This is a genomic window from Sphingobium xenophagum NBRC 107872 (assembly GCF_000367345.1).
Taxonomy (GTDB): domain Bacteria; phylum Pseudomonadota; class Alphaproteobacteria; order Sphingomonadales; family Sphingomonadaceae; genus Sphingobium; species Sphingobium xenophagum.
This window is the reverse complement of sequence record NZ_BARE01000011.1, coordinates 195,372-218,336: the sequence shown is the minus strand read 5'-3', so window position 1 is coordinate 218,336 and position 22,965 is coordinate 195,372. Positions and strand designations below refer to the sequence as shown.

Sequence of the window (22,965 nt, the reverse complement as noted above, 5' to 3'; positions counted from 1 at the left end):
GCCGTTCTTTGGCGAAATCGACCCGCCGCAACGCCTGTTGATGGGGCCGGGGCCGGTCAACGCCCATCCCCGCGTGCTGCGCGCCATGGCGGCCGATCTGCTGGGTCAGTTCGACCCGGAAATGACCGGCTATATGAACCAGGTCATGGCGCTCTATCGCCCGATTTTCGGCACGCAGAACCAATGGACCATGTTGATCGACGGGACAGCCCGCGCGGGAATAGAGGCGGCGCTGGTGTCGCTGGTCGCGCCGGGCGACACGGTGCTGGTGATCAACTTTGGTCGCTTCGGGCTGCTGCTGCGTGAAATATTGACCCGTATCGGCGCGGTCATCGAAACCGTCGACGCGCCCTGGGGCGAAGTCGTGCCGATGGAGGCGATCGCCGCCGCCATCGCCCGCACCGGCGCCAGGATCGTGGCCTGCGTTCATGGCGACACGTCCACGACCATGGCCCAGCCGCTCGATGGCCTTGGCGACCTGTGCCGGGCGGCTGGCGCGCTCTGCTATGTCGACGCGACCGCCACCATCGGCGGCATGGAAATTGCCGCCGATCGATGGGGCGTCGATGTCGTAACTGGCGGGCTGCAAAAATGCCTTGGCGGCCCGTCCGGTTCTGCCCCCATCACCATTTCGGATCGCGCGGCTGATCATATTTTCGCCCGACGCCATACCGAAGCGGGCATTCGCAACGCCGACAGCGTCGATGGCACAGGCCCGCGTATCGGTTCCAACTATTTCGACCTCGCCATGATCATGGATTACTGGTCCGACAAGCGGTTGAACCACCATACCGAAGCCACATCCATGCTGTACGCAGCGCGGGAATGTGCGCGCGTGATGCTGGGGGAGGGGCTGGAGGCGCGCTATGCCCGCCACGCCGCCGCAGGCCGGGCCATGAGCGCGGGGTTGCGCGCCATGGGCCTCGCTTTGTTTGGCGATGACACCCATCGCATGACCAATGTGACCGGCGTTTTCATCCCCGATGGCGTCGATAATGACCGGGTCCGGGCCGTCATGCGCGATCATTTCGAAATTGAGATCGGCACCGCCTTCGGGCCGTTGCAGGGCCGCATCTGGCGGATCGGCGCGATGGGCTACAATGCCATGAAGCATAAGGTGTTGATAACGCTGGGCGCTCTGGAAGCCTGCCTGCTGCGCGAAGGTTTCGCCCTGCCGCACGGCGAAGCGGTCCCGGCAGCGCTGGAGGCGTGGGACGCATGACGCTCTCCCGTGACCTGATCGGCTATGGCCAGCACCCGCCGGACCCGCGCTGGCCCGGCGGCGCGCGTATCGCTGTCCAGTTCGTCGTCAACTATGAAGAAGGCGCGGAAAATTGCGTCCTTAACGGTGATCGAGGGTCCGAAGCCTTCCTGTCGGACATGGTCGGGGCGGCAAGCCACCCGGCGCGGGCGATGGCGATGGAAAGCCTGTATGAATATGGCAGCCGCGCCGGTTTCTGGCGCTTGCATCGCCTGTTCACCGAACGCGGCCTGCCCGTGACCATATTCGGCGTCGCCAATGCCATGGCGATGAACCCCGGTGCGGTAGAGGCCATGCTGGTGGCGGATTGGGAAATCGCCAGCCACGGCCTTAAATGGATCGACTATCAATATGTCGCCGAAGAGGTGGAACGCGCCCATATCGCACAGGCCATCGCGCTCCACGAAAGGCTGACCGGCACTCGCCCGCTCGGCTGGTATCAGGGCCGCACGTCGCCCAACACCGCGCGGCTGGTGCGCGAAGAAGGTGGCTTCGTCTATGACGCGGACAGCTATGCTGACGACCTGCCTTATTATGCAGAAGGGCAGCTGATCGTCCCCTACACGCTCGACGCCAACGACATGAAGTGCGTTGCGCTCAACGGCTTTACCGATGGCGAGCAGTTCTTCCGCTATCTGCGCGACACGTTCGATCAGCTGCGTGCCGAGGGTGGCCGGATGATGTCGGTCGGCCTGCATGGCCGCATCGCCGGGCGACCCGCCCGCGCCGCCGCGCTCGCCCGTTTCCTGGACCATGTCATCGCCAGCGGCGATGCCTGGGTCGCCCGGCGCATCGACATTGCCCGCCACTGGATGGAGGTCCACCCCGCATGACCATAGACGATCCGATCCTGCTCGCCGAAGTCACCGCCGCCTTCATGGAATATGAGCGCGCGCTGATGGCGGATGACGTGCCCGCCATGGACACGCTGTTCCATGACGCGCCTACCACCAACCGTTATGGCGTGGGCGAAGTGCTCTATGGCATTGAGGAGATCCGCGAATTCCGCAAGGGCCGCGGCGGATCGCCGCAGCGCAAGTTGGGGAAGGTGGCGATCACCGTCTATGGCGACAGTTTCGCTACCGCCGACGCCGAATTTTTCCGCGACAATAGCGAGCGGCGTGGCCGCCAGACCCAGAGCTGGGTCAAATTCGCGGACGGCTGGAAGGTCGTATCGGCCCATGTCAGTCTGGAGGGGAACACGCATTGACTGCGCTGTTCGAACATAGCCCCTGGGTGGAGGCGCGCGCTGATGCACGGCCCGCGTCGGGAGACCGCCATGCCGACCTGATGGCAGTTGTCCATGACGCGACGCCCGACGAACAATTGGCGCTGATCCGCGCGCATCCCGAACTGGCGGGCAAGGCGGCGATTGACAAGACGCTGACCGATGCCTCCGCCGCTGAACAGGCGTCAGCAGGATTGGATCGACTGACTCCGCCAGAATATGCACGGTTCCACGCCTTGAACGCGGCCTATCGCGCGCGCTTCGATTTCCCCTTCATCATCTGCGTGCGGATGACCGACAAGGCGGGTATATTGGCCGCCATGGAGCAGCGGCTCAGCCATGGTCGCGAAGAGGAGATCGCAACCGCGCTTGCCCAGATCGGCGAGATCGTCCGGCTGCGACTGGAGGATATGGCATGAGCCTGGCCGCGCTGGAATCCGAACTGGCCCGGCAACTCGTCCTGATCGGCCATGGCGGCGCCGACTGGACCCGTCCGCGCGCGCACCCGGATGGGCATGTCCATGACGTCATCATCGTCGGCGGCGGGCAGAGCGGCCTGGCCGCCGCCTTTGGCCTGCTGCGCGAGCGTGTGTCCAATATCCTGGTCATCGACGAAAATCCTGCGGGGCTGGAAGGTCCATGGGACACTTATGCGCGGATGATAACCCTGCGCACGCCCAAGGAACTCAACCCCATCGATTTCGGTATTCCGGCGCTGGCCTATCGCGCCTGGTGGGAAGCGCAGCATGGCGCGGCGGGCTGGGAGGCGGTCGACAAGATCGCACGTGGCGACTGGATGGCCTATCTGCGCTGGTATCGTCGTATCTTGAACCTGCCGGTGCGCAACGACACCAAACTCTCCCTGATCGAGCCGATGGGGGATGGCGTTCACCGCCTGCATCTGGCCGGCCAGCCGCCGCTGCTGGCGCGCAAGGTGGTACTGGCGACCGGCATACAGGGCGGTGGCGAATGGCACACGCCCGCCATGATCCGCGACGCTTTGCCCCGCGACCGCTACGCCCATACCAGCGAACCGATTGATTTTGCCGCGCTCGCTGGCAAGCGCATCGGCATATTGGGGGGAGGGGCCTCTGCCTTCGACAATGCCAATGCGGCGCTGAGCCTTGGCGTGGGTGAGGCGCATGTCTTCATACGTCGCGCCGTGCTGCCGCGCATCAACCCGATCCGATTCATGGAACGGGTCGGTTTCACCGGCCGCTATCCCGCGCTGTCGGACGCGGACAAATATGCGGTGATGGCGTCGTTCCTTGACCATAATCAGCCGCCCACCAACGACACGTTCGATCGCGCAGCCGCCTGGCCCGGCTTCGACCTTCATCTAGGTGCGCCCTGGCTGTCGGTCGATCTGATCGACGATCAGGTTCGCGTGACCACGCCGCAGGGGACGCATGATTTCGATTTCGTGATCCTGTCGACCGGCCTTGTCAGCGACCCCGGCCTGCGCAGCGAACTGGGCGCGGTCGCGCCGCATATCGCGCGCTGGGCCGATCGCTTCACCCCTCCGCCCGGCAGCGCCAATGCACTGATCGATGCGCATCCTTATCTGGGCGAGGGCTTTGAACTGACGCCCCGGACCGAAGCTGGCGCAGCGGCGCTGCACGGCCTGTTCGCCTTCAACTATTCAGCGCTCATAAGCCTGGGCCTGTCGGCATCCGCCCTGTCGGGCCTGCAAACCGCGCTGCCCCGGCTGCTGCGCGGCATCACCGACCAGCTTTTTCTGGATGATCGCACCGCGCTGGTCGCTGATCTGCTGGCCTATGACGAAGCGGAATTTGTCGGGCAGTGGCCAAAACCCCAAGAGGAGGCAGCATGATGGCCAGCCTGTCTACCCATGTCCTCGACACCAGCCATGGCTGCCCCGCCGCCGACGTCGCGCTGCGCCTGCTCCATAGCGACGGGACGATCCTGTTCGCCGGTGTGACTGATGCCGATGGCCGATGTCCCGGCCTGCCGCCGGTCGCGCCGGGGCGCTACCGGCTGGAATTCGCGATTGCCCGCTATTTTGCTTGTCGCGGCGTTGCGCTGGCCGATCCGCCCTTCCTCGACACCGTCATTATTGATTTCGGCATTGCCGATGGGAGCCATTATCACGTCCCCTTGCTCGTCTCGCCCTACGGCTATTCAACCTATCGGGGCAGTTGAAATGAGCGTGCAGTTCCTGCTGGATGGCGATCTGGTCGAGATCGCCGATGTCGATCCCACCGCTACCCTGCTCGATCATCTGCGCTACAGGATGTGCCGCACCGGCACCAAGGAGGGCTGCGCGGAGGGCGATTGCGGTGCCTGCACCGTGCTGGTCGGCGATCTGGATGGCGACGCTATCGTCTGGCGCGCGGTCAATGCCTGTATCCTGTTCTTGCCGATGCTGGATGGTCGCGCACTGCTGACCGTCGAAAGCCTGGCGCCTGCCGGCGCGCTTAATCCGTTGCAGGCGTGCATGGCTGCCAATGGCAGTTCGCAATGCGGCTTTTGCACGCCGGGGTTCGTCATGTCGCTCTATGGCCGCTGCGTCGGGGCAAGCGGGCATGACCTGCCGGTCGCCGACGTGCTGGCGGGCAATCTGTGCCGCTGCACAGGCTATGGCCCCATCCTGGCCGCAGCCAATTCGACCGGGCCGCTGGAGCGGGACGACACGGCAACCGCGGTCGCGCTGAAGGCGTTGCGCGAACGGCCCGCAGCATCAGGCCAGCATGGCGATCGCCGCTGGTTCGCGCCGCGCAGTGGAGCCGACCTTGCCGACCTGCTCGCCGACCATCCCGATGCGCGCATGGTCGCGGGCGCCACCGATGTGGGCCTTTGGGTGACGAAGGGATTGCGGAGCATCGACACGCTGATCTTTCTGGGCGAAGTTACCGAATTGCAGACGATCGAGGAAAGCCCCGCAGGCGTCCGGCTGGGCGCGGGGGTGCGCTATGCTGATGCCCACGCCGCCTTTGCGCGCCTCCATCCCGATCTGGGCGAACTTATCCGCCGGATCGGCGGGCTTCAGGTGCGCAACGCCGGGACGGTCGGCGGCAATATCGCCAATGGATCGCCCATCGGGGACGGACCGCCTGCCTTCATCGCGCTTGGGGCGGAACTGACGTTGTGCAGCCGGGACGGGCGACGGACGATGGCGCTGGAGGACTATTTCCTCGACTATGGCAAACAGGATCGTCGCCCCTGGGAATTTGTCGAAAGCCTGTGGATTCCGCGACCCGATCCCCAAGCCATCATCCATATCGCCAAATTGTCCCGCCGCTTCGACAGCGATATTTCAGCGGTCTGCGGTGCGTTTCATCTGGCGGTCGCTGACGGGATCGTGACCGGCGCGCGTGTCGCCTTTGGCGGCTTGGCGGCCACGCCGCGCCGGGCGCCGATGTGCGAAGCCGCGCTGACGGGTCAGCCTTTCACGCTGGCGACGGTGGAAAAGGCGGCTGACGCGCTGCGCGCCGACTATGCCCCCCTCTCCGACGTCCGCGGGTCCGCTGCCTATCGCCTTGACGCCGCCGCCAATCTGCTGCTGCGCCTCTGGCACCGGGAGCAGGGGCAGGCCGTGTCGGTGCTTGGTCTGGAAGCCGTCCATGGCTGATCGCGATCCTGCATGGCATGTTCTGCCCAAGCCCTCGCACCCGCATGACAGCGCGCCGCTGCATGTCACGGGCGCGGCCCGCTATGCCGATGACGGGCCGGAACCTGCCGACATGCTCCATCTGGCTTTTGGCCAGAGCGCCCATGCCCATGCCCGCATCCGGTCCATGGACCTGTCCGCCGTCCGGGCGGCCGAAGGTGTCGTGCATGTCTTTACCGCCGCCGACATCCCCGGCGCGAATGATGTCAGCCCCGTCGCAGGCGACGATCGGCTGCTGGCCGATGGCGAAGTAATCTGCGTTGGACAAGCCATCTTCCTGGTCGCCGCCACCAGCCAGCGCGCGGCGCGCAAGGCTGCACGGCTCGCCAGGATAGACTATGAACCATTGCCCGCCTGCCTGACGATCGCGGCGGCACAGGCGGCCAAGTCACTGATCGAGCCGACCCAGCGGATGGCGCGCGGCGATGCTGCTGCTGCGCTGGCCAGCGCACCCCATCGGCTGACCGGCAGCTTCGATATGGGCGGGCAGGATCATTTCTATCTGGAGGGGCAGGTCGCTGTCGCGACACCGGGCGAAGATGGCCAGCTTCATCTGCTCTGTTCCACCCAGCATCCCAGCGAAATCCAGCATCTGGTCGCCCATATGCTGCATCGCCGCTCCGCCGACGTGACGGTGGAGGTACGCCGCATGGGCGGCGCCTTTGGCGGCAAGGAAACGCAGGCGGCCCTGTTCGCCGCGGCGGCGGCACTCGTCGCGGACAAAACGGGCCGTCCCGCCAAATTCCGCTGCGACCGGGACGATGACATGGTGATGACGGGCAAGCGGCACGCCTTCCGCGTCACCTATGATGTCGGTTTCGATGCGCAGGGCCATGTGCTGGCGCTGCATTTGCGTCTCGCCTCTCGCTGCGGCGCCACGGTCGATCTGTCCCCCGCGATCAACGACCGGGCGATGTTCCATGCAGACAATTGCTATTGGCTGCCGGACGTTGAAATCCTGTCGGAACGGCTCAAGACCAATACCGTGTCCGACACAGCCTTTCGTGGCTTCGGCGGGCCGCAGGGGATGCTGGCGATAGAGCGCGTCATGGACGATGTTGCCGCGCATCTGGGTCATGATCCGCTGGCGGTGCGGTGCGCCAATCTCTACGGCCCCGGTCGCGATGTCGCGCCCTATGGCATGACCATTGCGGACAATATCGCACCGCAACTCATCGCCCGTTTGCGCGCCGACGCCCGTTATGACGCGCGCAGCGCCGCAATCGATGCCTTCAACGCCACCAGCCCGATCATCAAGCGTGGCATAGCGCTAACCCCGGTCAAGTTCGGGATCAGCTTTACCACCACGCACCTCAATCAGGCCGGCGCGCTGGTGCTGGTCTATGCCGACGGGTCGATCCAGATCAATCATGGCGGCACGGAAATGGGGCAGGGGCTGTATATCAAGGTGGCGCAGGTCGTCGCTGACGTCTTTGCCGTGCCGATCGACCAGGTGCGGATCACCGCCACGCGCACCGACAAGGTGCCCAATACGTCAGCCACCGCCGCCTCGTCCGGTGCGGACCTGAACGGCATGGCCGCCTATCAGGCGGCGATGACGATCCGCGAACGGCTGACCGGCTTCCTTGCCCGCACCTTCGGCTGCCCCGACAGCGAAGTGCATTTTACCCCCGAAGGCGTGATCGCGGGCAACGAGCGGCTGACCTTCGCGCATCTGTGTCGCAAGGCGCATATTGGCCGCGTTTCGCTTGCCGCCACCGGCTATTATGCGACTCCCGACATTGCCTATGACCGGCAAGCGCATCAGGGACGCCCCTTCTATTATTTCGCCTATGGCGCTGCCGTGTCCGAAGTCGCGATCGACACGCTGACCGGCGAGCATAAGGTGCTGGCCGTCGACATTCTCCACGATGTTGGCCGTTCGCTCAATCGCCAGATCGACATCGGCCAGATCGAGGGCGGCTTCATCCAGGGGCAGGGTTGGCTGACGACCGAGGAACTGGTCTTTGACGATCAGGGCCGCTTGCTCACCCATTCACCTGCGACCTACAAAATCCCGACCGCGTCGGATCGCCCCGCCCATATGACGATCAGCCTGTGGGATGGGCAGAATGTGGAGCCGACAATCAATCGGTCCAAGGCGGTCGGTGAGCCGCCCTTCATGCTCGCCATATCGGTCTTTTCCGCCCTGACCCGCGCCGTCGCGGCGGTTGCGCCGAATGTTCGCGCGCTGCCCCGCCTTGACGCCCCCGCCACGCCCGAACGCATATTGCGTGCGGTCAGCGAGCATCGCGCGCGATGAGCGAGTGGCTGGACTGGCTGCGGCACGTTGCAGGCAAAACACCAGGCGCCCTGATCACCATCCTGGGCAGCGAAGGCTCCGCCCCGCGCGGGGCGGGGACGCGCATGCTGGTCACGCATCAGGGGCTGCACGGCACCATTGGCGGCGGTCAGCTCGAATATCGCGCGGTCGAACAGGCGCGCGCCATATTGGCGCTGCCGCCGGGCCAGTGGCGGGTGCAGGATTATCCGCTTGGGCCGCTGCTGGGCCAATGTTGCGGCGGCCGGGTACGGTTGCTCATTGAACATTGCGATCCCGACGTCATGGGCTGGCTGGCGGATGCTGCGGACGATCGAATTCTCGTTTCGACGTTCCAATCCGACCGGGTGGAAAGGCACGTGGGCGATCATGCCGTGCCGTCGCCCCCGTCGGCGCGGGGCGACCGTCCCCGTGCGGGCGACTGTCTGGCGGAAATTATCGGTCAGTACCGTCGGCCGCTCTATCTGTTCGGTGCGGGTCATGTCGGTCAGGCAATCGCCCGCCACGCTGCAAACCTGCCATTCCGCCTGTCCTGGTTCGACACGCGCCCGGTTTTCGAGACGATTGATGGGGTCGCCGTCGTGCCGGAGGCTGCGATCGAACAATGTGTGGCCGACGCGTCTGACGACGCCGCCATCCTCATCCTGACGCACGACCATGGCCTCGACTATCGCCTGACCCACGCTGCGCTGAGTCGTCCGCCCTGCGCCTATGTCGGCCTGATCGGCTCCGCCACCAAGGGCGCGCGTTTCCATGCGCGGCTGGCGAGCGATGGCATCGATGCACAGGCCCGCGCCCGGTTGACCTCGCCGATCGGCGTGCCGGGGGTCATGGGCAAGGAACCCGATGTCATCGCCATCGCCGTCTTGGCCCAACTGCTGCAATTGAGGGCCGGATGATGCAGATGGCCAAGGGGATCAAGGGCTTTCGCAGCGAGATTCTGTCAGTGTCACGCGATCCGTATCGTCATCCTGACGCCGTTCGATATGAACCAGATGGGTTGCTCATTGTGGAGAACGGCCTCATCGTCGCGCGTGGCGACTATGCAAGTCTGGCACCCAGCTATCCGGGCATCCCGATCGACCATTTGCCCGGCCTTGTCGTCCCCGGCTTTATCGACGCCCATGTCCATTATGCGCAGATGGATCATATCGCCTCGCACGGCGAACAGCTGCTTGACTGGCTGGATCGCCATATTTTTCCTGCGGAAAAGGCGTTTGCTGATCGCGCCCATGCCACCAGCCTGGCGAACCTGTTTCTGGACGAGTTGCTGCGCAACGGTACGACCAGCGCGCTTGTCTTTCCCACGGTCCACGCGCATTCGGTCGACGCGCTGTTCGACGCAGCGCTCGGCCGGAACATGCGCATCCTGTCGGGCAAGATCTTGATGGATATGGGGCCGGATGGGCTGGCGGACAGGCCGGAAAGCGGGCGGGACGAAAGTGAAGCGCTGATCCGCCGCTGGCGGGGGCGGGGACGGCTGGGCTATGCCGTGACGCCGCGCTTCGCCCTGACGTCGTCGGACGCGCAGTTGCAGGTCGCTGGCGCATTGCTGGCCGATCATCCCGATATATTGCTGCACACGCATCTGGCCGAGAATCTCCGCGAATGTGCCGCCGTGGCCGACCGCTTCCCGACGGCACGCGACTATCTCGATGGCTATGACCGCTTTGGTCTGGTCGGTGCCCGGTCGGTTTTTGCCCATGGCGTCCACCTGTCGGACCATGCCTGCACACGCCTCGCGGAAAGCGGCGCTGGAATCGCCGTCTGTCCCAGTTCCAACCTGTTCCTGGGCTCAGGCTTTTTCAACTTTGGTCAGGCCGATGTCCATGGCGTACGGATGGGCCTTGGCACCGATGTCGGCGCAGGCACATCCTTCTCGCTGCTCCATACGGCGGGTCTTGCCTATCAGGCCGCCCTTTCGCGCGATTACCCGCTCGATCCCTTCCGCGCCCTTTATCTGGCGACAGCGGGCAGCGCCATGCTTCTGCATATCGACGATCGGGTTGGCGGGCTGGAGCCGGGGCAGGAAGCGGATTTCGTTCTGCTCGACTGTGCGGCCACGCCGTTACTGGCGCGTCGCACGGCAAAGGCCACGCTTGCAGAGCGCCTCTTCGCGTTGCAAATCCTTGGCGACGATCGCGCCATCGCGCGGACCTACATCATGGGCCAATGCGCCTGGAACCGACAAGGCACTGCATCATGACCGATCTCGACCGCTTCATCCGCGCCCTGCCCAAGGCTGAACTTCATTTGCATATCGAGGGCAGTCTGGAGCCGGAACTCATGTTCGCGCTGGCTGAGCGCAACGGCGTCGCCATTCCCTATGCCAGCGTGGAGCATGTCCGCGCGGCCTATGCCTTTGGCAATTTGCAGGATTTTCTCGACATCTATTATGCCGGGGCAGACGTGCTGCGGACACAGCGGGATTTCCACGATCTCGCCGCTGCCTATTTCGATCGCGCGGCGGCGGATGGCGTGGTTCATGCCGAACTCATGTTCGACCCGCAGACTCATACGGATCGCGGCATCCCTTTCGCTACGGTCATCAAGGGCCTGCTGTCCGCCATGGCCGACGCGCAGGCGCGCCATGGGATCAGCAGCGCGCTCATCCTTTCCTTCCTGCGTCATCTGAGCGAAGAGGCGGCCTTCGAAACGCTGGCCGCCGCCGAGCCCTGGCTCGACCGAATCGCCGCCGTCGGCCTCGATTCATCCGAAACCGGCCATCCGCCCGAAAAATTTGCCCGCGTTTTTGCCGCGGCAAGGGCAAAGGGCCTGCGCCTCACCGCTCATGCCGGAGAGGAAGGGCCGCCCGCCTATGTCTATCAGGCGCTCGACCTGCTTCAAGTCGACCGGATCGACCATGGCAATCGCGCGCTGGAAGATGATGCGCTGGTCGACCGGCTGGTACGCGAAGGCATGACGCTCACGGTCTGCCCGCTCTCCAACCTCAAGCTGTGCGTGGTCGATGATCTGGTCAACCATCCGATCGACCGGATGCTGGACCGCGGCCTGCGCGCGACGATCAACTCGGACGATCCCGCCTATTTCGGCGGCTATATCGCCGACAATTATCGCGCGGCCGCCGTGGCGCGTGGCCTTACCAGGGCGCAGTTGGGCCAGCTTGCCCGAAACAGCTTCACCGGATCTTTCCTGACGCCCGATGCCATCGCCGCCCATCTGGAACGGTTGGATGCCCTGTTATGAGGCTGCCTGGAGTCCTTTTCTCGCTGTTCGCGGCGATCGACGCTCCATGTCGATTATAACAGCCAGTTCGGCTGCCCGACGCTAGGATATGGAAATGACAATCAAGCTCATCTGTCTGGATGCCGACGATACGCTCTGGCACAATATGCGGCATTTCAACGCGACCGAAGAGGCGCTGGTGGCGATGCTCCAGCCCTTTGCCGACGCCGATATAGCCCGCGACACGCTTAATACCTGCGAAGGGCGCAATCTCAAACTCTATGGCTATGGGGCCAAGGGTTTCACGCTTTCGATGATCGAGACCGCGGCGGAACTGGCCGGGGACCAGATTTCCAAATCGATGATCGAGGATATTCTGGCAGCCGGGCGCGCTCTGCTGGCCCATCCGGTCGACCTGTTCGACGATGTCGCCGACACGCTCGACGCACTGGCCCACCGGGGTCGGCTCGTGCTGGTGACGAAGGGCGACCTGTTGCACCAGGAATCGAAACTCGCAGCTTCAGGCCTGGGCGACCTGTTCAGCGGCATTGAGATCGTCAGCGACAAGACCGAAGATACGTTCCGCCGTGTGTTCGGCCAATATGACGTCGCCTCGCACGAAGCCATCATGGCGGGGGATTCGCTGCGGTCGGACATCCGACCCGCGCTGGAGGCTGGCGCCTGGGCCGCCTATATCCCGCAGGAGGGGGCGTGGGTCCATGAAATCGCCGACACGCCCGCCGACCATCCCCGCTTCCGCCAGATCGATCGGCTGGCCGAACTGCCCGCCCTGATCGACACCATCGGCTAAACGTCGTCGTCGCCCAGCCAATGCTCTGTCTGCGGCGGCAGATATTGCGCCATGCGGTCCAGCAATATGTCCGGGTCATTGTCGATCAGCAGCATCGCCCGATGCCGGGGCTGGAGGAAACCCTCCGCAACGACAGAATCGATGAAGGTCGACATGGGCGTATAGAAGCCATTGACGTTGAGCAGGCCGCACGGCTTTTCATGATAGCCAAGCTGCGACCAGCACCAGGCCTCGAATATCTCCTCCAGCGTCCCGATGCCGCCAGGCAGGCACAGGAAACCGTCGGCAAATTTCGCCATCATCGCCTTGCGCTCATGCATCGTCTTGACGACATGCAGTTGCGTGATGCCCGGATGGTCATGTTCGCGCGCGCGCAGCGCTTCGGGAATGACGCCGATCACCTCGCCGCCCGCAGCGCATACGGTATCGGCGATCACACCCATCAGCCCGACGGTCCCGCCGCCATAAACCAGGCCAATGCCCCGCTCGGCCAGCAGCGTGCCGACCCGCTCGGCAGCTTCGCGATAGACAGGCGAGTTGCCGGGCGAGGAGCCGAGATAAACGCAGATCCGCATCAGGCCAGCCGTTCCGGCACGGAAAGCGCCTCTTCGACGATCGTACCCTTTGCACCGACCGCTTCCCAGGGGAACACGAACCAGCGCTTGTCCTCGTCCCGGTCGATCATCTCCGCCCAATAATCCACCGTCACGCGCGACCGGCTGTTGGTGATGATGACGGCAAAGCGCAGATTGTCGCCATTGCAGCCATTGTCGGCCAGCAACCGCCGCACATAATCGATCGTGCCGCCGCTATCGTTGATGTCGTCGACGAACAGCAGCCGCTGGCCCGCCGCGCTCTTGGCCGCGACCTTGGCCAGCAGTTCGTCGGCAAAGCCGGGCACCTTTGAACTATGGTCGATCGACAGCATCGGCAATTCGGTCTGATGCGAGATATAGACCGCAGGCACCAGCCCGCCACGGCCGATGCCGATGATGAAATCGGGTGTCCAGTCGTCCTGTTCAACCTGTCGCGCCAGCATTTGAACGTCGGCGACAAAGGCGTCGTTGGAGATATAGTGGAGCTGAGGCTCGGCAGTTTGGCTCATGACAGAAGGTCCGTTGACGGTCTGGAAAGATTGTCCGTTATCGGGTCTGCACGCTTTGGGCAATTGGCTGAGGGGCCGTCATGTCATGGCGGGACCGTCGATCGATATGGGATAGCTGAGTTGCGGGAAGCCGTTTTCGATTTCCTGCAAGGCTATGCCGGCCGCATAGGACGGCGTGCGCGCCGATGCGGTACACAGCGCCAGCGTCATTGGCCGCAATATCGGGTCGGAAATCTTGGTGAAGGACAGAAGGCCGCGCTGCACCTCTGTAATGACGTCGAGCGATGTCAGTACGCCGATGCCGATGCCCTGCAATACGAGCGACGTGATCATCTGGATATTGTCCGATGACACGGCCCGGTCGATCACCACGCCGGTCGTCCCTTCCAGCACCGAAATCTGCTCATAAACCGCCAATGGCTCAGCCGGCACGATCAACCTTGATCCCACGCAGCTTGAAAACCGGGCTTCCCTCTTGCCACCCAGTGGATGGCCGGTCGGCGTGACGAAGCCCAGCACGACCTCCACGAAGGATCGGACGGCCAGGTCGCGCACGGTCTGCGGTTCGAAAAATATGCCGAAATCCACCTCTCCGCGCACCGTCGCCAGCCGGGCTGCGTCATTTTCCAGCACCCGCACGCCGATGGTGATGCCGGGATATTTGCTTTGCAGCGCCCGGATCGCGGCGGGGATATAGCCCTTGGCCAGGGCGTCGATGACCGCAATATCGACATGCCCGCGTTTCAGCCCGCGCAAATCCTCTATCTGCGCGCGAACATCGGCCATGTTTTTCTGCCATTTGGTGCCCGCCGCCATCATGATCTCACCCGCAGCAGTCAGGCGCAGGCCGGTCGGCAGCCGCTCGAACAGCGGCATGCCCAGATTGGCCTCGACATTCAAAATCTGCCGATCGATCGCTGACGCAGATACGTTCAGTTCGTCCGCCGCGCGCCGGATCGAGCCCAATCGGCCTACCGCTATGAAATAGCGCAAGAAACGTGAAAGTGCCGGCATACCCACCCTATTTTTTGCAACACTGCGTCGAATTCATTGCATTTGATCGCACCACGTCAAGCCCCTAGTTGCAATGCACACCACATCGTCCGGCGGCGATTGGCGGGGATCATGGCTGTGCATGCTGCAATGCACCGTCGCGAAAAGGGTGCGCCCAAGGCGCCTTGCGACCGCGGCAGGAGCCGGCCGGGACAACAGAGAGGGCTGGAATTTCTCAATGAAATCCAGCCGACGATCAAATGGGAGAGGGACAGGGAGAATTAACAGCAGGGCGATCAATATGGGCCGCCCTGTTTCAAAAGGGGGGTATCTTATTCATGGCGAATATTGATCGCTTGCGCGGACAGCACCATGTCGCGCCGCGTCCGGACCGTTGTAGTCGGCCTTTTAGTGTGATCGCCGCCGGTCTTATGGCCTGTACCGCACTGACGACGCCGGCCCTGGCGCAGGATGCCGTGCCGAGCGATGCGTCAGAGCCGGGAGCCGAAATCGTCGTTACCGGCGCGCTGAACGCTCTGCCCGACAAGGATGTCGGATCGATCTTCGGTTTTGCCAAGACATTGGTTGAAACGCCCCGTTCGGCCTCGACGGTCAGCAGCGAACAGATTGAGCGCTTCGGCATCACGGACATTTATGATCTGGTCGCGCAGGCGCCAGGTACCTTCACCAACAGCTTCTTCGGCGTCGGTGGTGCGCTCGACATTCGCGGTACGCCCGGCGAAGTCTATTTTCGCGGCGTTCGTCGCCTGGATAATCCCGGCAACTATCCCACGCCCATCGGCGCATCGGACCGGATCGACATTGTGCGCGGCCCGGCCTCGCCCATTTATGGCCCGTCCAAAACCGGCGGCTACATGAACTTCGTGCCCAAATCCGCGCGCGTGAAGGATGGTTCGTTGCTGACCGGGCCGGAGGGTGAAATCAGCTACACGACCGGCAGTTGGAACCGCAATGTGCTGAAGGCAGAACTGCGCGGCCCGGCGAAGATCGGTACGGCCGAATTCGGCTATAGCCTGTATGCCGAGGTCGAGGATAGCGACAGCTATTACGACAATATGTCGACCAACCAGACGATCCTGCAAGCCGCGTTCGACAGCCAGATCACCGACAATTTCCGCATTGAATTTGGCGGCATGTACCAGAAATATTCGGGTCAACAAAATGGCGGCTGGAACCGCCTGACTCAGGCTCTGGTCGATGACGGCACCTACATCACCGGATCGGCCCAGCCGGTCGATACCAATGGTGACGGACAGGTATCGCAGCAGGAATTCACCGCGATCGGCGATTTCAACCCGTTCGGTTCCTTCGGTTGTGGCGGCGGCAGCGTCTTTGCCAACGCGTCCAATAATGACGCCTGCTATGCGACCAACTATCCCTGGCTTGGGCTTACCAACGTCGGCACGACAAAGCTCAGCCGGAAGAAAGTGCTGACCGGCAAGAATGATCTGTTGGTGAACAAGGCCAAGACCGCCTATTTCGACATGATCTACACCGCCGACAACGGGCTGGAGATCAAGAACCAGTTTTTCTATGACGGCATCGATAATGATAACGAAAATAGCTACGGCTTCTCCCAGTTTCATAAAAGCTGGGTGATCGAGGACAAGATCGTCATTTCGAAAAGCTTTGATAGCAGCGCGGGTAAATTCTCGTTCCAGCTGTCGCCTTCGGTACGCTACACCAAATTCCTGCACGGCGATGATTTCGATTTTGAATATTTCCACCGCGTCGACCTGACCAAGGGCTATGACGCGCTGTCGGATCGTCTGCTGTCGACCGAATGCGACTGCGATTATTCCAATTATCTCAAGGGCCATTATACCGACTATGGCTTTGCGGGCCTGGCCGACCTTGATTTCAACTTCGGCCTGGGCCTCATATTGGGTGCCCGCTATGACGATATCAGCGTCAATTCCAGCTTCATCCCGACCAAGATGAACAATGTGCCCGCCGTTACTTCTGCCAAGGGCAGCAAGGGCGGCTGGTCCTGGACGGCAAGCGCGTCTTACAAGATGCCCTTCGGCCTGATCCCCTATGCCACTGCTTCACGCCAATCGACGGTAATTGCGGGCCAGGGCTCGGAGATCGATGCCGGCACGGTGGCCGCCAACGGCTTCATCACCGCGTCCAAAATGGTTGAAGGTGGCGTCAAGGGCAGCTGGCTCGGCGGTCAGCTCTATGCCGCGCTGTCGGTGTACAAGCAGGAGCGCACCGATCACAATATCCAGTCGTCCACGGTCAACCAGTCGGTACAGACAAAGGGACTGGAAGCGGAATTCCGCTGGTCGGTGGATCGGCATTTCCTGATTACTGGCGCCTATACCAAGACGAAGGTGGTCAACCTGACCTTCCTGGATAGCGGCACGGCGTTCAGCTTTCTGGGCTATGAGGATCTGAAGGCCTATCTGAACGACCCGTCGCTGATCTTTGGTGGGCAGCCGGGGGCATTGCTGCCGATTGGCAGCAAGAATGACGCGCGCCGTGCGGGCATCCCTGAAAATCTCTACTCGCTGACCGGCACCTATTCGTTCGACAACGGCCTTGCGCTCAGCGCCAGCGTCGTGAAAGTGGACTCGGTCTTTTCCGGCCAGTCGCAGGCGGTCAAGCTGCCGGGCTATGCGCTGGTCGATCTGGGCGCGTCCTATCAACTGGACAATTGGCTGTTCCGCTTCGTGGTCAAAAATGCGACCAACGAGAAATATTTCCGCGCCAACTTTACAGAATTGTTCGGCAGCACGATCGTCCTGCCCGAACGGCCGCGCAGTTTCCAGGCGACGGTGTCGTACAAATTCTGATGATCATGGAAGGCGTCGGACTGTCGGCGCCTTCCATAGCTGATTGGTTATAAGGGACGTTTCATGCGCCTTCTGTCTTATGTCGCGACACTGGCGAGTGCGACCCTGCTCATTGCCGCGCCAGTCTTGGCCAGCGCCGCGCTGCCTTCGGGCGTCGAGGACTGCCTGCCCGGCAAAGCCTGCGCCCATCCGCTGCCAGTCCGGGTCGTTATCGTGTCGCTGTTTGAAATCGGCGAGGATAGCGGCGACAAGCCGGGCGAATTCCAGCTGTGGAAGGAACGGCGGCATCTCGATACCCGTATCCCTTTCCCCCAGTCCCATCATGACCTTTATTATAATCCCGATACCCAGATACTGGGCATGGTCACGGGCATGGGCAATATCAAGTCGGCGACTGCGACGATGGCGCTGGGCCTCGATCAGCGGTTCGACCTCTCCCACGCTTATTGGCTGGTCGCGGGGATTGCGGACATCGATCCGCAAAATGCCTCCATCGGCTCGGCCGCCTGGGCGCGCTATCTGGTGGATGGCGACCTCGCCCATGAAATCGACGCGCGGGAAATTCCTGCCGACTGGAAAAGCGGCTATTTCCCGCTGCACAGCAAAGGCCCTAATGATCCCAGCCCGCCCGTGGGCCAGGGCGAAATATTCGAGATCAATCCGGCTCTGCGCGACTGGGCCTATGACCTGACCAAGGATTTGGCGCTGCCCGACGATCCTTCGATCCGCAAGGAACGGGCGCGCTTCACCGACCATCCCATGGCGCAGCGCCCGCCCTTCGTGCTGAAGGGCGATCAACTGGCGGCCATGACCTTCTGGCACGGCGCGCGGATGACCGATTGGGCCAATGACTGGGTGAAATATTGGACGCAGGGCAAGGGTGAATTCGTCACTTCCGCCATGGAGGAAACCGGCACCTATCAGTCGATCGTCTATCTCGACCGCATCGGACGGGTGGATAAGCAGCGATTCATGGTATTGCGCGCGGGCAGCAACTTCACCATGCCGCCGCCCGGAGACAGCGCCGCCCATTATCTGCTGACCGAAAATGAAGGCTATGCCGGCATGAACGCCGCGCTCGAAAGTCTCTATCTGGTGGGGTCCAAGGTGGTGGACGAGTTAATCGATCATTGGGATCGCTATGAAAAGACCGTCCCGCAATAGCATGGCGCTTTGCGTTATCCGCGTCGCCAATGTCCTGGTCTGCATGGACGATCCCCGGTTGGGAGTTTGTCGACGGAGCCGCATCACTGGCATCATGAGCGGCATATCGTCACCATTGGCACGCTATTCCTGATCCTGCCCGGCTTTGCGCCAAGGATCGGCGCGCCTATGACCGCTGCCGCGCTGGTTGCGGTCACCCTGAACCTGATCGTGTCCAATCGGATTAGCGCGGCATAGCTTCAAAGGCCTGGAGATCGCGCTCCAGTCGGGCTTGCGCCGCCGCTTTCACATTTTTTGCGAGCCATGCGGCGCATCCTGGCGCATCCATTGCCACGCACGCCGCAGCCCGCGTACCGCCCGGCCTGTCCTGCCACAGGCTGTCGCCCGGCAGGAAACTGTAATGCAACCCGTTACGCACGATCTGCTTTAAATCCGCGTAGCGTAGCCCCTGTTCGGTGACGGCGCGCAGATATTCATTGGTCATGTCACTGCGCGACACGCCTTCATCGTCGGTCGACAGTACCACCGGCACGCCCGCTTCCCGGTATAGCGACAGCGGATGATCGCTGCCCTTCACGCCCAGGATGACCGCGTTGCTGGTCAGGTTGATCTCCACCGCTACCTGATCGCGCGCCATCTGCGCCAGCAGTGCGGGCGCGTCAGTCTCATAAGCGATGTCGATGCCATGGCCGATCCGCCTGGCACCTGCGATTTGCACTGCATCGCGAATGTGGAAGCTTAGATCGCGCGAAGGAACCAGCCCCAGTGTCAGTTCGCCCGCATGGAGCGACAATTGCACCTTGGGATGGCGCGCTTTGAGGAACGCGATCATCTGCATATGCAGCGCATAGTCGCGCACCGCGACCGGATCATGCTCCGGCGCGGCGATATTGACGCCGACAAAACGCGGATCGGCATCGGCCAGGGCAAAGCCGAAGGCGAGTTGCGCGAACACTTGCGCCGGTGGATTGGTGCGGATCGCCGTGTAGAGATAGCGCATCGCCACGTCGCAGGCAGCTTCGCGATCGGCCGTTCCGCATCCGTTGAACGTCGCACCCTGCGCATCATAGCCGTCATAATCGGCCCTCGCGCTGGCAACCGCATCCGGTAGGAGCGGCGCGATCCTGTCGTAGAGCGCGGCAAGATCGCTGGCGTCGGCATCGGCCATCTTCATGCCCAGCAACCAGCCTGCGCGCGCGCCGCTGCCGAGTTCAACATAGGAGACATGATCCGCAGCCGCCTGCCTGCGGGTCAGCGCCATCGCTTCGCCGACATGGCGACTATAGGCCGGGCCAAACGCATCAAAGGTCGCGAAGAAGCGGTCATAGCCCGACACTTCCGGGTCGCCCACGCCCGCCTCGAAACCGCGGGTGGAAAAGGCGTCGATCGCGCGCGAATAATGGGGATAGGTGCGCTCCAGCCCGGCGGCCGGGATATGTTCCGGCGGCGTGCAGGGCGGTTCGACGATATGATACGTGACGGTCGAGACACACAGGCCGTCCGCGGCTGCCCAGCGTAGATAATCTTCCGCGAAATTGGCGCCGCCCGCATGGTTGTGCAGGTCGCCGCCCTTGGGCATGGCCTGAAGGAAGATGCGCAGGCGCGGACTGCTGTCCACGATCCGATCCAGATAGGCTGCCGTGCGCGCCTCGTTGGACAAGGCGGTGGCCGGGGTTCGCGCCACGACCGGCCCGGCGCCAACCATCAGCGCCATCAACAATGCAGCCACCCGCGTCATAACAATCCCCTGTTTCGCGGCCCTTCTGGCGACGAGGCCCAGGATGTTCAATGACGATATTGCGGACATCGCGTTGCCAAAATCAGAGCGGCGGGCGGAGCGGGCAGCATGGCGGGGCCATCTCGCGGGGTGGCCTAATTTTGCGATTCATCCGTCCCGTTAACGGCAATGGACGCAACGCGGAATCCGCAATAGGCCCGCGCTCACACCCGATTTGCATGCAAACGGCGGACGATGGGCCGCCGATCGTCATGTCAAGGGGAAAGGGGACGGCGCATGGCCGCCTGCGGGACATGGGATCATATGTGATGGGCCTGAACTGGCATCCGACCTTGCCCAGTTGCATTCTGGCGCTCAGCGCGCTGGTCGCCACGGCGTCGGTTCTGGCGCGGCCGGACGAAGCAGAGCTGCCGCCTGTCGAAGATGCATTCGCAGCGCCCGACGCGACCCTGGCCATTTTGGGCGACTATTGTTCGCGCTGCCATAATGACAATGACAAGGTCGCCAACCTGTCGCTCGATGATGTGCGCAATGGCGATCTTTTCCATGGCAGGAATATGGAAATCTGGGAAAAGGTGCTGCGTCGCACCCGCCAGGGCGAAATGCCGCCGCTCAACAAGCCGCAGCCAACAGCTGCCGCCAGGGCCGCCTTCGTCCAGTGGCTGGAGAGCGGACTGGACGCCTATGCCGCACAGCATCCCGATCCCGGCCGCGCGACGATCCGTCGCCTCAACCGGGTCGAATATGCCAATGCGGTGCGCGACCTTCTGGCACTCGACGTCGATGTCAGCCGGGAACTGCCGCAGGACAATTCGGGCTATGGCTTTGACAATATCGCTGATGTGCTGAGCATCTCACCGACGTTGATGGACCGCTATATCGCCGTCGCTGGCAAAGTTGGCCGCCTGGCGACGGGCCTGACGTCCCGGCGGGAATTCGTCACATCCTATGAAGTACCCAAGGATGGTTCGGTCATGAATGGGGGCCGCCCTGCCTATAATGAGCGCGCCAGCGACGATCTGCCGCTCGGTTCGCGCGGTGGCGGGGCGTTTACCTATTACGCCCGCTATGATGCCACCTACGAGATTAGCGGCTGGCTGAACGCCAATACCAACAATGAAACCGACCGCCAGCCAGAGGATAAGGTCAGCGTCCGTGTGCCGCTGAAATCCGGGGCGCATGTCATCGGCCTGTCCTTCCGTCGCCAACTGGCGCCCGACGAGAGCGTCCAGACGCTACGCAATGATCTCGACAAGGTGCCGGTGCCGACCGCCGCGCCGGTCATGCTGCCAATGGATGTCGCGGTTGATGGCGTTCGGGTCAAAACCGTTGATGTGCCGTCCTATCGCATGTCACCGCGCTATTCGCAGCAGAATTTCCCGCGCGACGTCCTCCAGATCGACGTGGCCGGGCCATTTTCGCCAAAGGGTGTCGGCCGGACCCCCAGTCGCGATCGCATCTTCATCTGCAAGCCCCGGCGGGCCAGCGCTGAAGCCGCCTGCGCGCGGCAGATCGTCGGGGCGCTGGCCCGCCGTGCCTATCGTCGTCCGGTGAACGACAATGACCTGACGCCGCTGATGCGGGTCTATGCGACCGAGCGCGCCCAGTCCGATTTCGAACACGGGATCGAGGCAGCCGTCGAAGCGATACTGGTCTCACCCCATTTCCTGTTCCTGGTCGAGCAGGATCCGGCAGGCAGCAAGCCGGGCGGCGTCCGGCCCCTCACTGATCTGGAACTCGCGTCCCGCCTGTCCTTCTTCCTTTGGAGCAGCATTCCCGACGATACGCTGCTGTCGCTGGCCGAAACGGGCCAGTTGCAGAAGCCCGGCGTCATGGATGCGCAGATCACCCGGATGCTCGCCGATCCGCGCGCCCAGGCGTTGACGACCAATTTCGCAGGCCAGTGGCTCTATTTGCGTAACCTGGACCAACAACGGCCCGATATCACCATATTCCCCAAATTCGATACGCGCCTGCGCCGTGCCATGGCGCAGGAAACGGAAATGTTCTTCACCTATGTGTTGCGCACCAATCGCAGCCTGCTGGATTTCATCGCTGCGGACTATACCTTCCTCAACCAGCGGCTGGCCGACCATTATGGCATTGGCGGGATCACCGGCACCGCCATGCGGCGCGTCACTCTGGACCCGGCCTCCAATCGTGGCGGATTGCTGGGACAGGCGAGCATCTTGACCGTCACTTCCTATGGCAATCACACATCGGTGGTGAAGCGGGGCAAATGGATTCTCGACAATCTACTTGCCGCCTCGCCGCCGCCCCCGCCGCCCGACGTGCCCGCATTGCAGGAAAAGCATGACGGTCGCCTGCTGACCGCGCGCGAGCAGTTGGAACTGCATCGCAAAAGCCCGGCCTGCGCCGCCTGCCATGTGAAGATGGACCCGCTGGGCTTCAGTCTTGAAAATTTCGATGCGATCGGTGCCTTTCGCCAGAAAGATGCGGGCCAGCCCATCGACGTATCGGCGCGGATGCCCGACGGCACCCAATTTGCCGGCCTGTCGGGGTTAAAGCGCATCCTGCTCAGCCAAAAGGACGAATTCGCCAGCGCCTTTACCGAAAGGCTGCTGACCTATGCGCTGGCCCGCGGGGTGGATGCGCGCGACATGCCGGCCATCCGCACCATCACCCGCAGCGCCGCCGCAGATGGCTATCGCATCCAGACCGTCATCAAGGGGATCGTACACAGCGCGCCCTTCACCCTGCGGCGAACAACTGGTCAATGAGGGCAAC

At 62.9% G+C, this 22,965-nt stretch carries 20 protein-coding genes; 16 read left to right on the top strand and 4 right to left on the bottom strand.

Translation table 11 applies throughout. The annotated features are described in order from the left end of the window. From SX1_RS06760 to SX1_RS06705, 12 genes are all read left to right on the top strand, one after another. Positions 1–1,222, top strand: a 1,222-nt coding sequence (locus tag SX1_RS06760; protein WP_019052401.1) for a pyridoxal-phosphate-dependent aminotransferase family protein, incomplete at its 5' end; no start/stop codon positions are given. Further along, positions 1,219–2,094, top strand: a complete 876-nt coding sequence (gene puuE / locus SX1_RS06755; RefSeq protein ID WP_019052400.1) for an allantoinase PuuE — start codon at positions 1,219–1,221, stop codon at positions 2,092–2,094. The genes SX1_RS06760 and puuE, both read left to right, overlap by 4 nt. Then, positions 2,091–2,471: an oxalurate catabolism protein HpxZ gene (gene hpxZ / locus SX1_RS06750; RefSeq protein WP_019052399.1), complete on the top strand. Its 381-nt coding sequence runs from the start codon at positions 2,091–2,093 to the stop codon at positions 2,469–2,471. Before puuE ends, hpxZ begins: the two co-directional genes overlap by 4 nt. Next, entirely contained in the window at positions 2,468–2,908 is a 441-nt protein-coding gene (gene uraD / locus SX1_RS06745) for a 2-oxo-4-hydroxy-4-carboxy-5-ureidoimidazoline decarboxylase (RefSeq protein WP_019052398.1), read from the top strand. The genes hpxZ and uraD overlap by 4 nt, the downstream gene beginning before the upstream one ends. After that, the gene (locus SX1_RS06740; RefSeq protein ID WP_019052397.1) at positions 2,905–4,323 is read left to right on the top strand and encodes an FAD/NAD(P)-binding protein; all 1,419 of its coding nucleotides are present in this window, start codon (positions 2,905–2,907) and stop codon (positions 4,321–4,323) included. Before uraD ends, SX1_RS06740 begins: the two co-directional genes overlap by 4 nt. Continuing rightward, positions 4,320–4,652 carry a hydroxyisourate hydrolase gene (uraH, locus tag SX1_RS06735; protein WP_019052396.1) on the top strand — a complete coding sequence of 111 codons (333 nt, stop codon included), beginning with the start codon at positions 4,320–4,322 and terminating at the stop codon, positions 4,650–4,652. Before SX1_RS06740 ends, uraH begins: the two co-directional genes overlap by 4 nt. 1 nt (position 4,653) lies before the next feature. Beyond that, positions 4,654–6,081: a xanthine dehydrogenase small subunit gene (gene xdhA / locus SX1_RS06730; protein ID WP_019052395.1), complete on the top strand. Its 1,428-nt coding sequence runs from the start codon at positions 4,654–4,656 to the stop codon at positions 6,079–6,081. Further along, complete coding sequence (xdhB, locus tag SX1_RS06725) at positions 6,074–8,383, top strand: xanthine dehydrogenase molybdopterin binding subunit (RefSeq protein WP_019052394.1); 2,310 nt, start codon at positions 6,074–6,076, stop codon at positions 8,381–8,383. Before xdhA ends, xdhB begins: the two co-directional genes overlap by 8 nt. Next, positions 8,380–9,300 carry a xanthine dehydrogenase accessory protein XdhC gene (gene xdhC, locus SX1_RS06720; RefSeq protein ID WP_019052393.1) on the top strand — a complete coding sequence of 307 codons (921 nt, stop codon included), beginning with the start codon at positions 8,380–8,382 and terminating at the stop codon, positions 9,298–9,300. Before xdhB ends, xdhC begins: the two co-directional genes overlap by 4 nt. Beyond that, positions 9,297–10,607: a guanine deaminase gene (gene guaD / locus SX1_RS06715; protein WP_019052392.1), complete on the top strand. Its 1,311-nt coding sequence runs from the start codon at positions 9,297–9,299 to the stop codon at positions 10,605–10,607. Before xdhC ends, guaD begins: the two co-directional genes overlap by 4 nt. Beyond that, a complete protein-coding gene (locus SX1_RS06710) occupies positions 10,604–11,608 on the top strand; it encodes an adenosine deaminase (protein WP_019052391.1) in 1,005 nt (334 codons plus the stop codon). The genes guaD and SX1_RS06710 overlap by 4 nt, the downstream gene beginning before the upstream one ends. 94 nt (positions 11,609–11,702) lie before the next feature. Further along, positions 11,703–12,398, top strand: coding sequence for an HAD family hydrolase (locus SX1_RS06705; RefSeq protein ID WP_026149556.1), 696 nt, complete (start codon positions 11,703–11,705; stop codon positions 12,396–12,398). On the opposite strand, the gene SX1_RS06700 is transcribed toward SX1_RS06705, so the two are convergent. The 3 genes from SX1_RS06700 to SX1_RS06690 form a co-directional block, all read right to left on the bottom strand. Further along, positions 12,395–12,973 (bottom strand): LOG family protein, encoded by a 579-nt coding sequence (locus SX1_RS06700; protein ID WP_017182003.1) that lies wholly within the window; start codon positions 12,971–12,973, stop codon positions 12,395–12,397. The two genes, SX1_RS06705 and SX1_RS06700, sit on opposite strands and share 4 nt — an antisense overlap. Then, positions 12,973–13,503 carry a phosphoribosyltransferase gene (locus tag SX1_RS06695; protein ID WP_019052389.1) on the bottom strand — a complete coding sequence of 177 codons (531 nt, stop codon included), beginning with the start codon at positions 13,501–13,503 and terminating at the stop codon, positions 12,973–12,975. Before SX1_RS06695 ends, SX1_RS06700 begins: the two co-directional genes overlap by 1 nt. A gap of 78 nt (positions 13,504–13,581) precedes the next feature. Continuing rightward, positions 13,582–14,517, bottom strand: coding sequence for a LysR family transcriptional regulator (locus SX1_RS06690; protein WP_026149555.1), 936 nt, complete (start codon positions 14,515–14,517; stop codon positions 13,582–13,584). A 317-nt stretch (positions 14,518–14,834) separates the two neighbouring features. Here SX1_RS06690 and SX1_RS06685 point away from each other — a divergent pair, with 317 nt between their 5' ends. From SX1_RS06685 to SX1_RS24170, 3 genes are all read left to right on the top strand, one after another. Beyond that, on the top strand, positions 14,835–17,315 hold the full coding sequence (locus SX1_RS06685; RefSeq protein WP_026149554.1) for a TonB-dependent siderophore receptor: 2,481 nt from the start codon (positions 14,835–14,837) through the stop codon (positions 17,313–17,315). Between the two features lie 63 nt (positions 17,316–17,378). Further along, entirely contained in the window at positions 17,379–18,479 is a 1,101-nt protein-coding gene (locus tag SX1_RS06680; protein WP_019052386.1) for a purine nucleoside permease, read from the top strand. 66 nt (positions 18,480–18,545) lie between these two features. Then, a complete protein-coding gene (locus SX1_RS24170) occupies positions 18,546–18,716 on the top strand; it encodes a hypothetical protein (protein WP_019052385.1) in 171 nt (56 codons plus the stop codon). Here SX1_RS24170 and SX1_RS06670 read toward each other — a convergent pair. Continuing rightward, positions 18,703–20,217: an adenosine deaminase family protein gene (locus SX1_RS06670; RefSeq protein WP_019052384.1), complete on the bottom strand. Its 1,515-nt coding sequence runs from the start codon at positions 20,215–20,217 to the stop codon at positions 18,703–18,705. The genes SX1_RS24170 and SX1_RS06670 overlap by 14 nt on opposite strands. Before the next feature lie 218 nt (positions 20,218–20,435). On the opposite strand from SX1_RS06670, the gene SX1_RS06665 reads away from it, so the two are divergent. Then, entirely contained in the window at positions 20,436–22,958 is a 2,523-nt protein-coding gene (locus SX1_RS06665) for a DUF1592 domain-containing protein (RefSeq protein WP_019052383.1), read from the top strand. Positions 22,959–22,965: the final 7 nt, after the last annotated feature.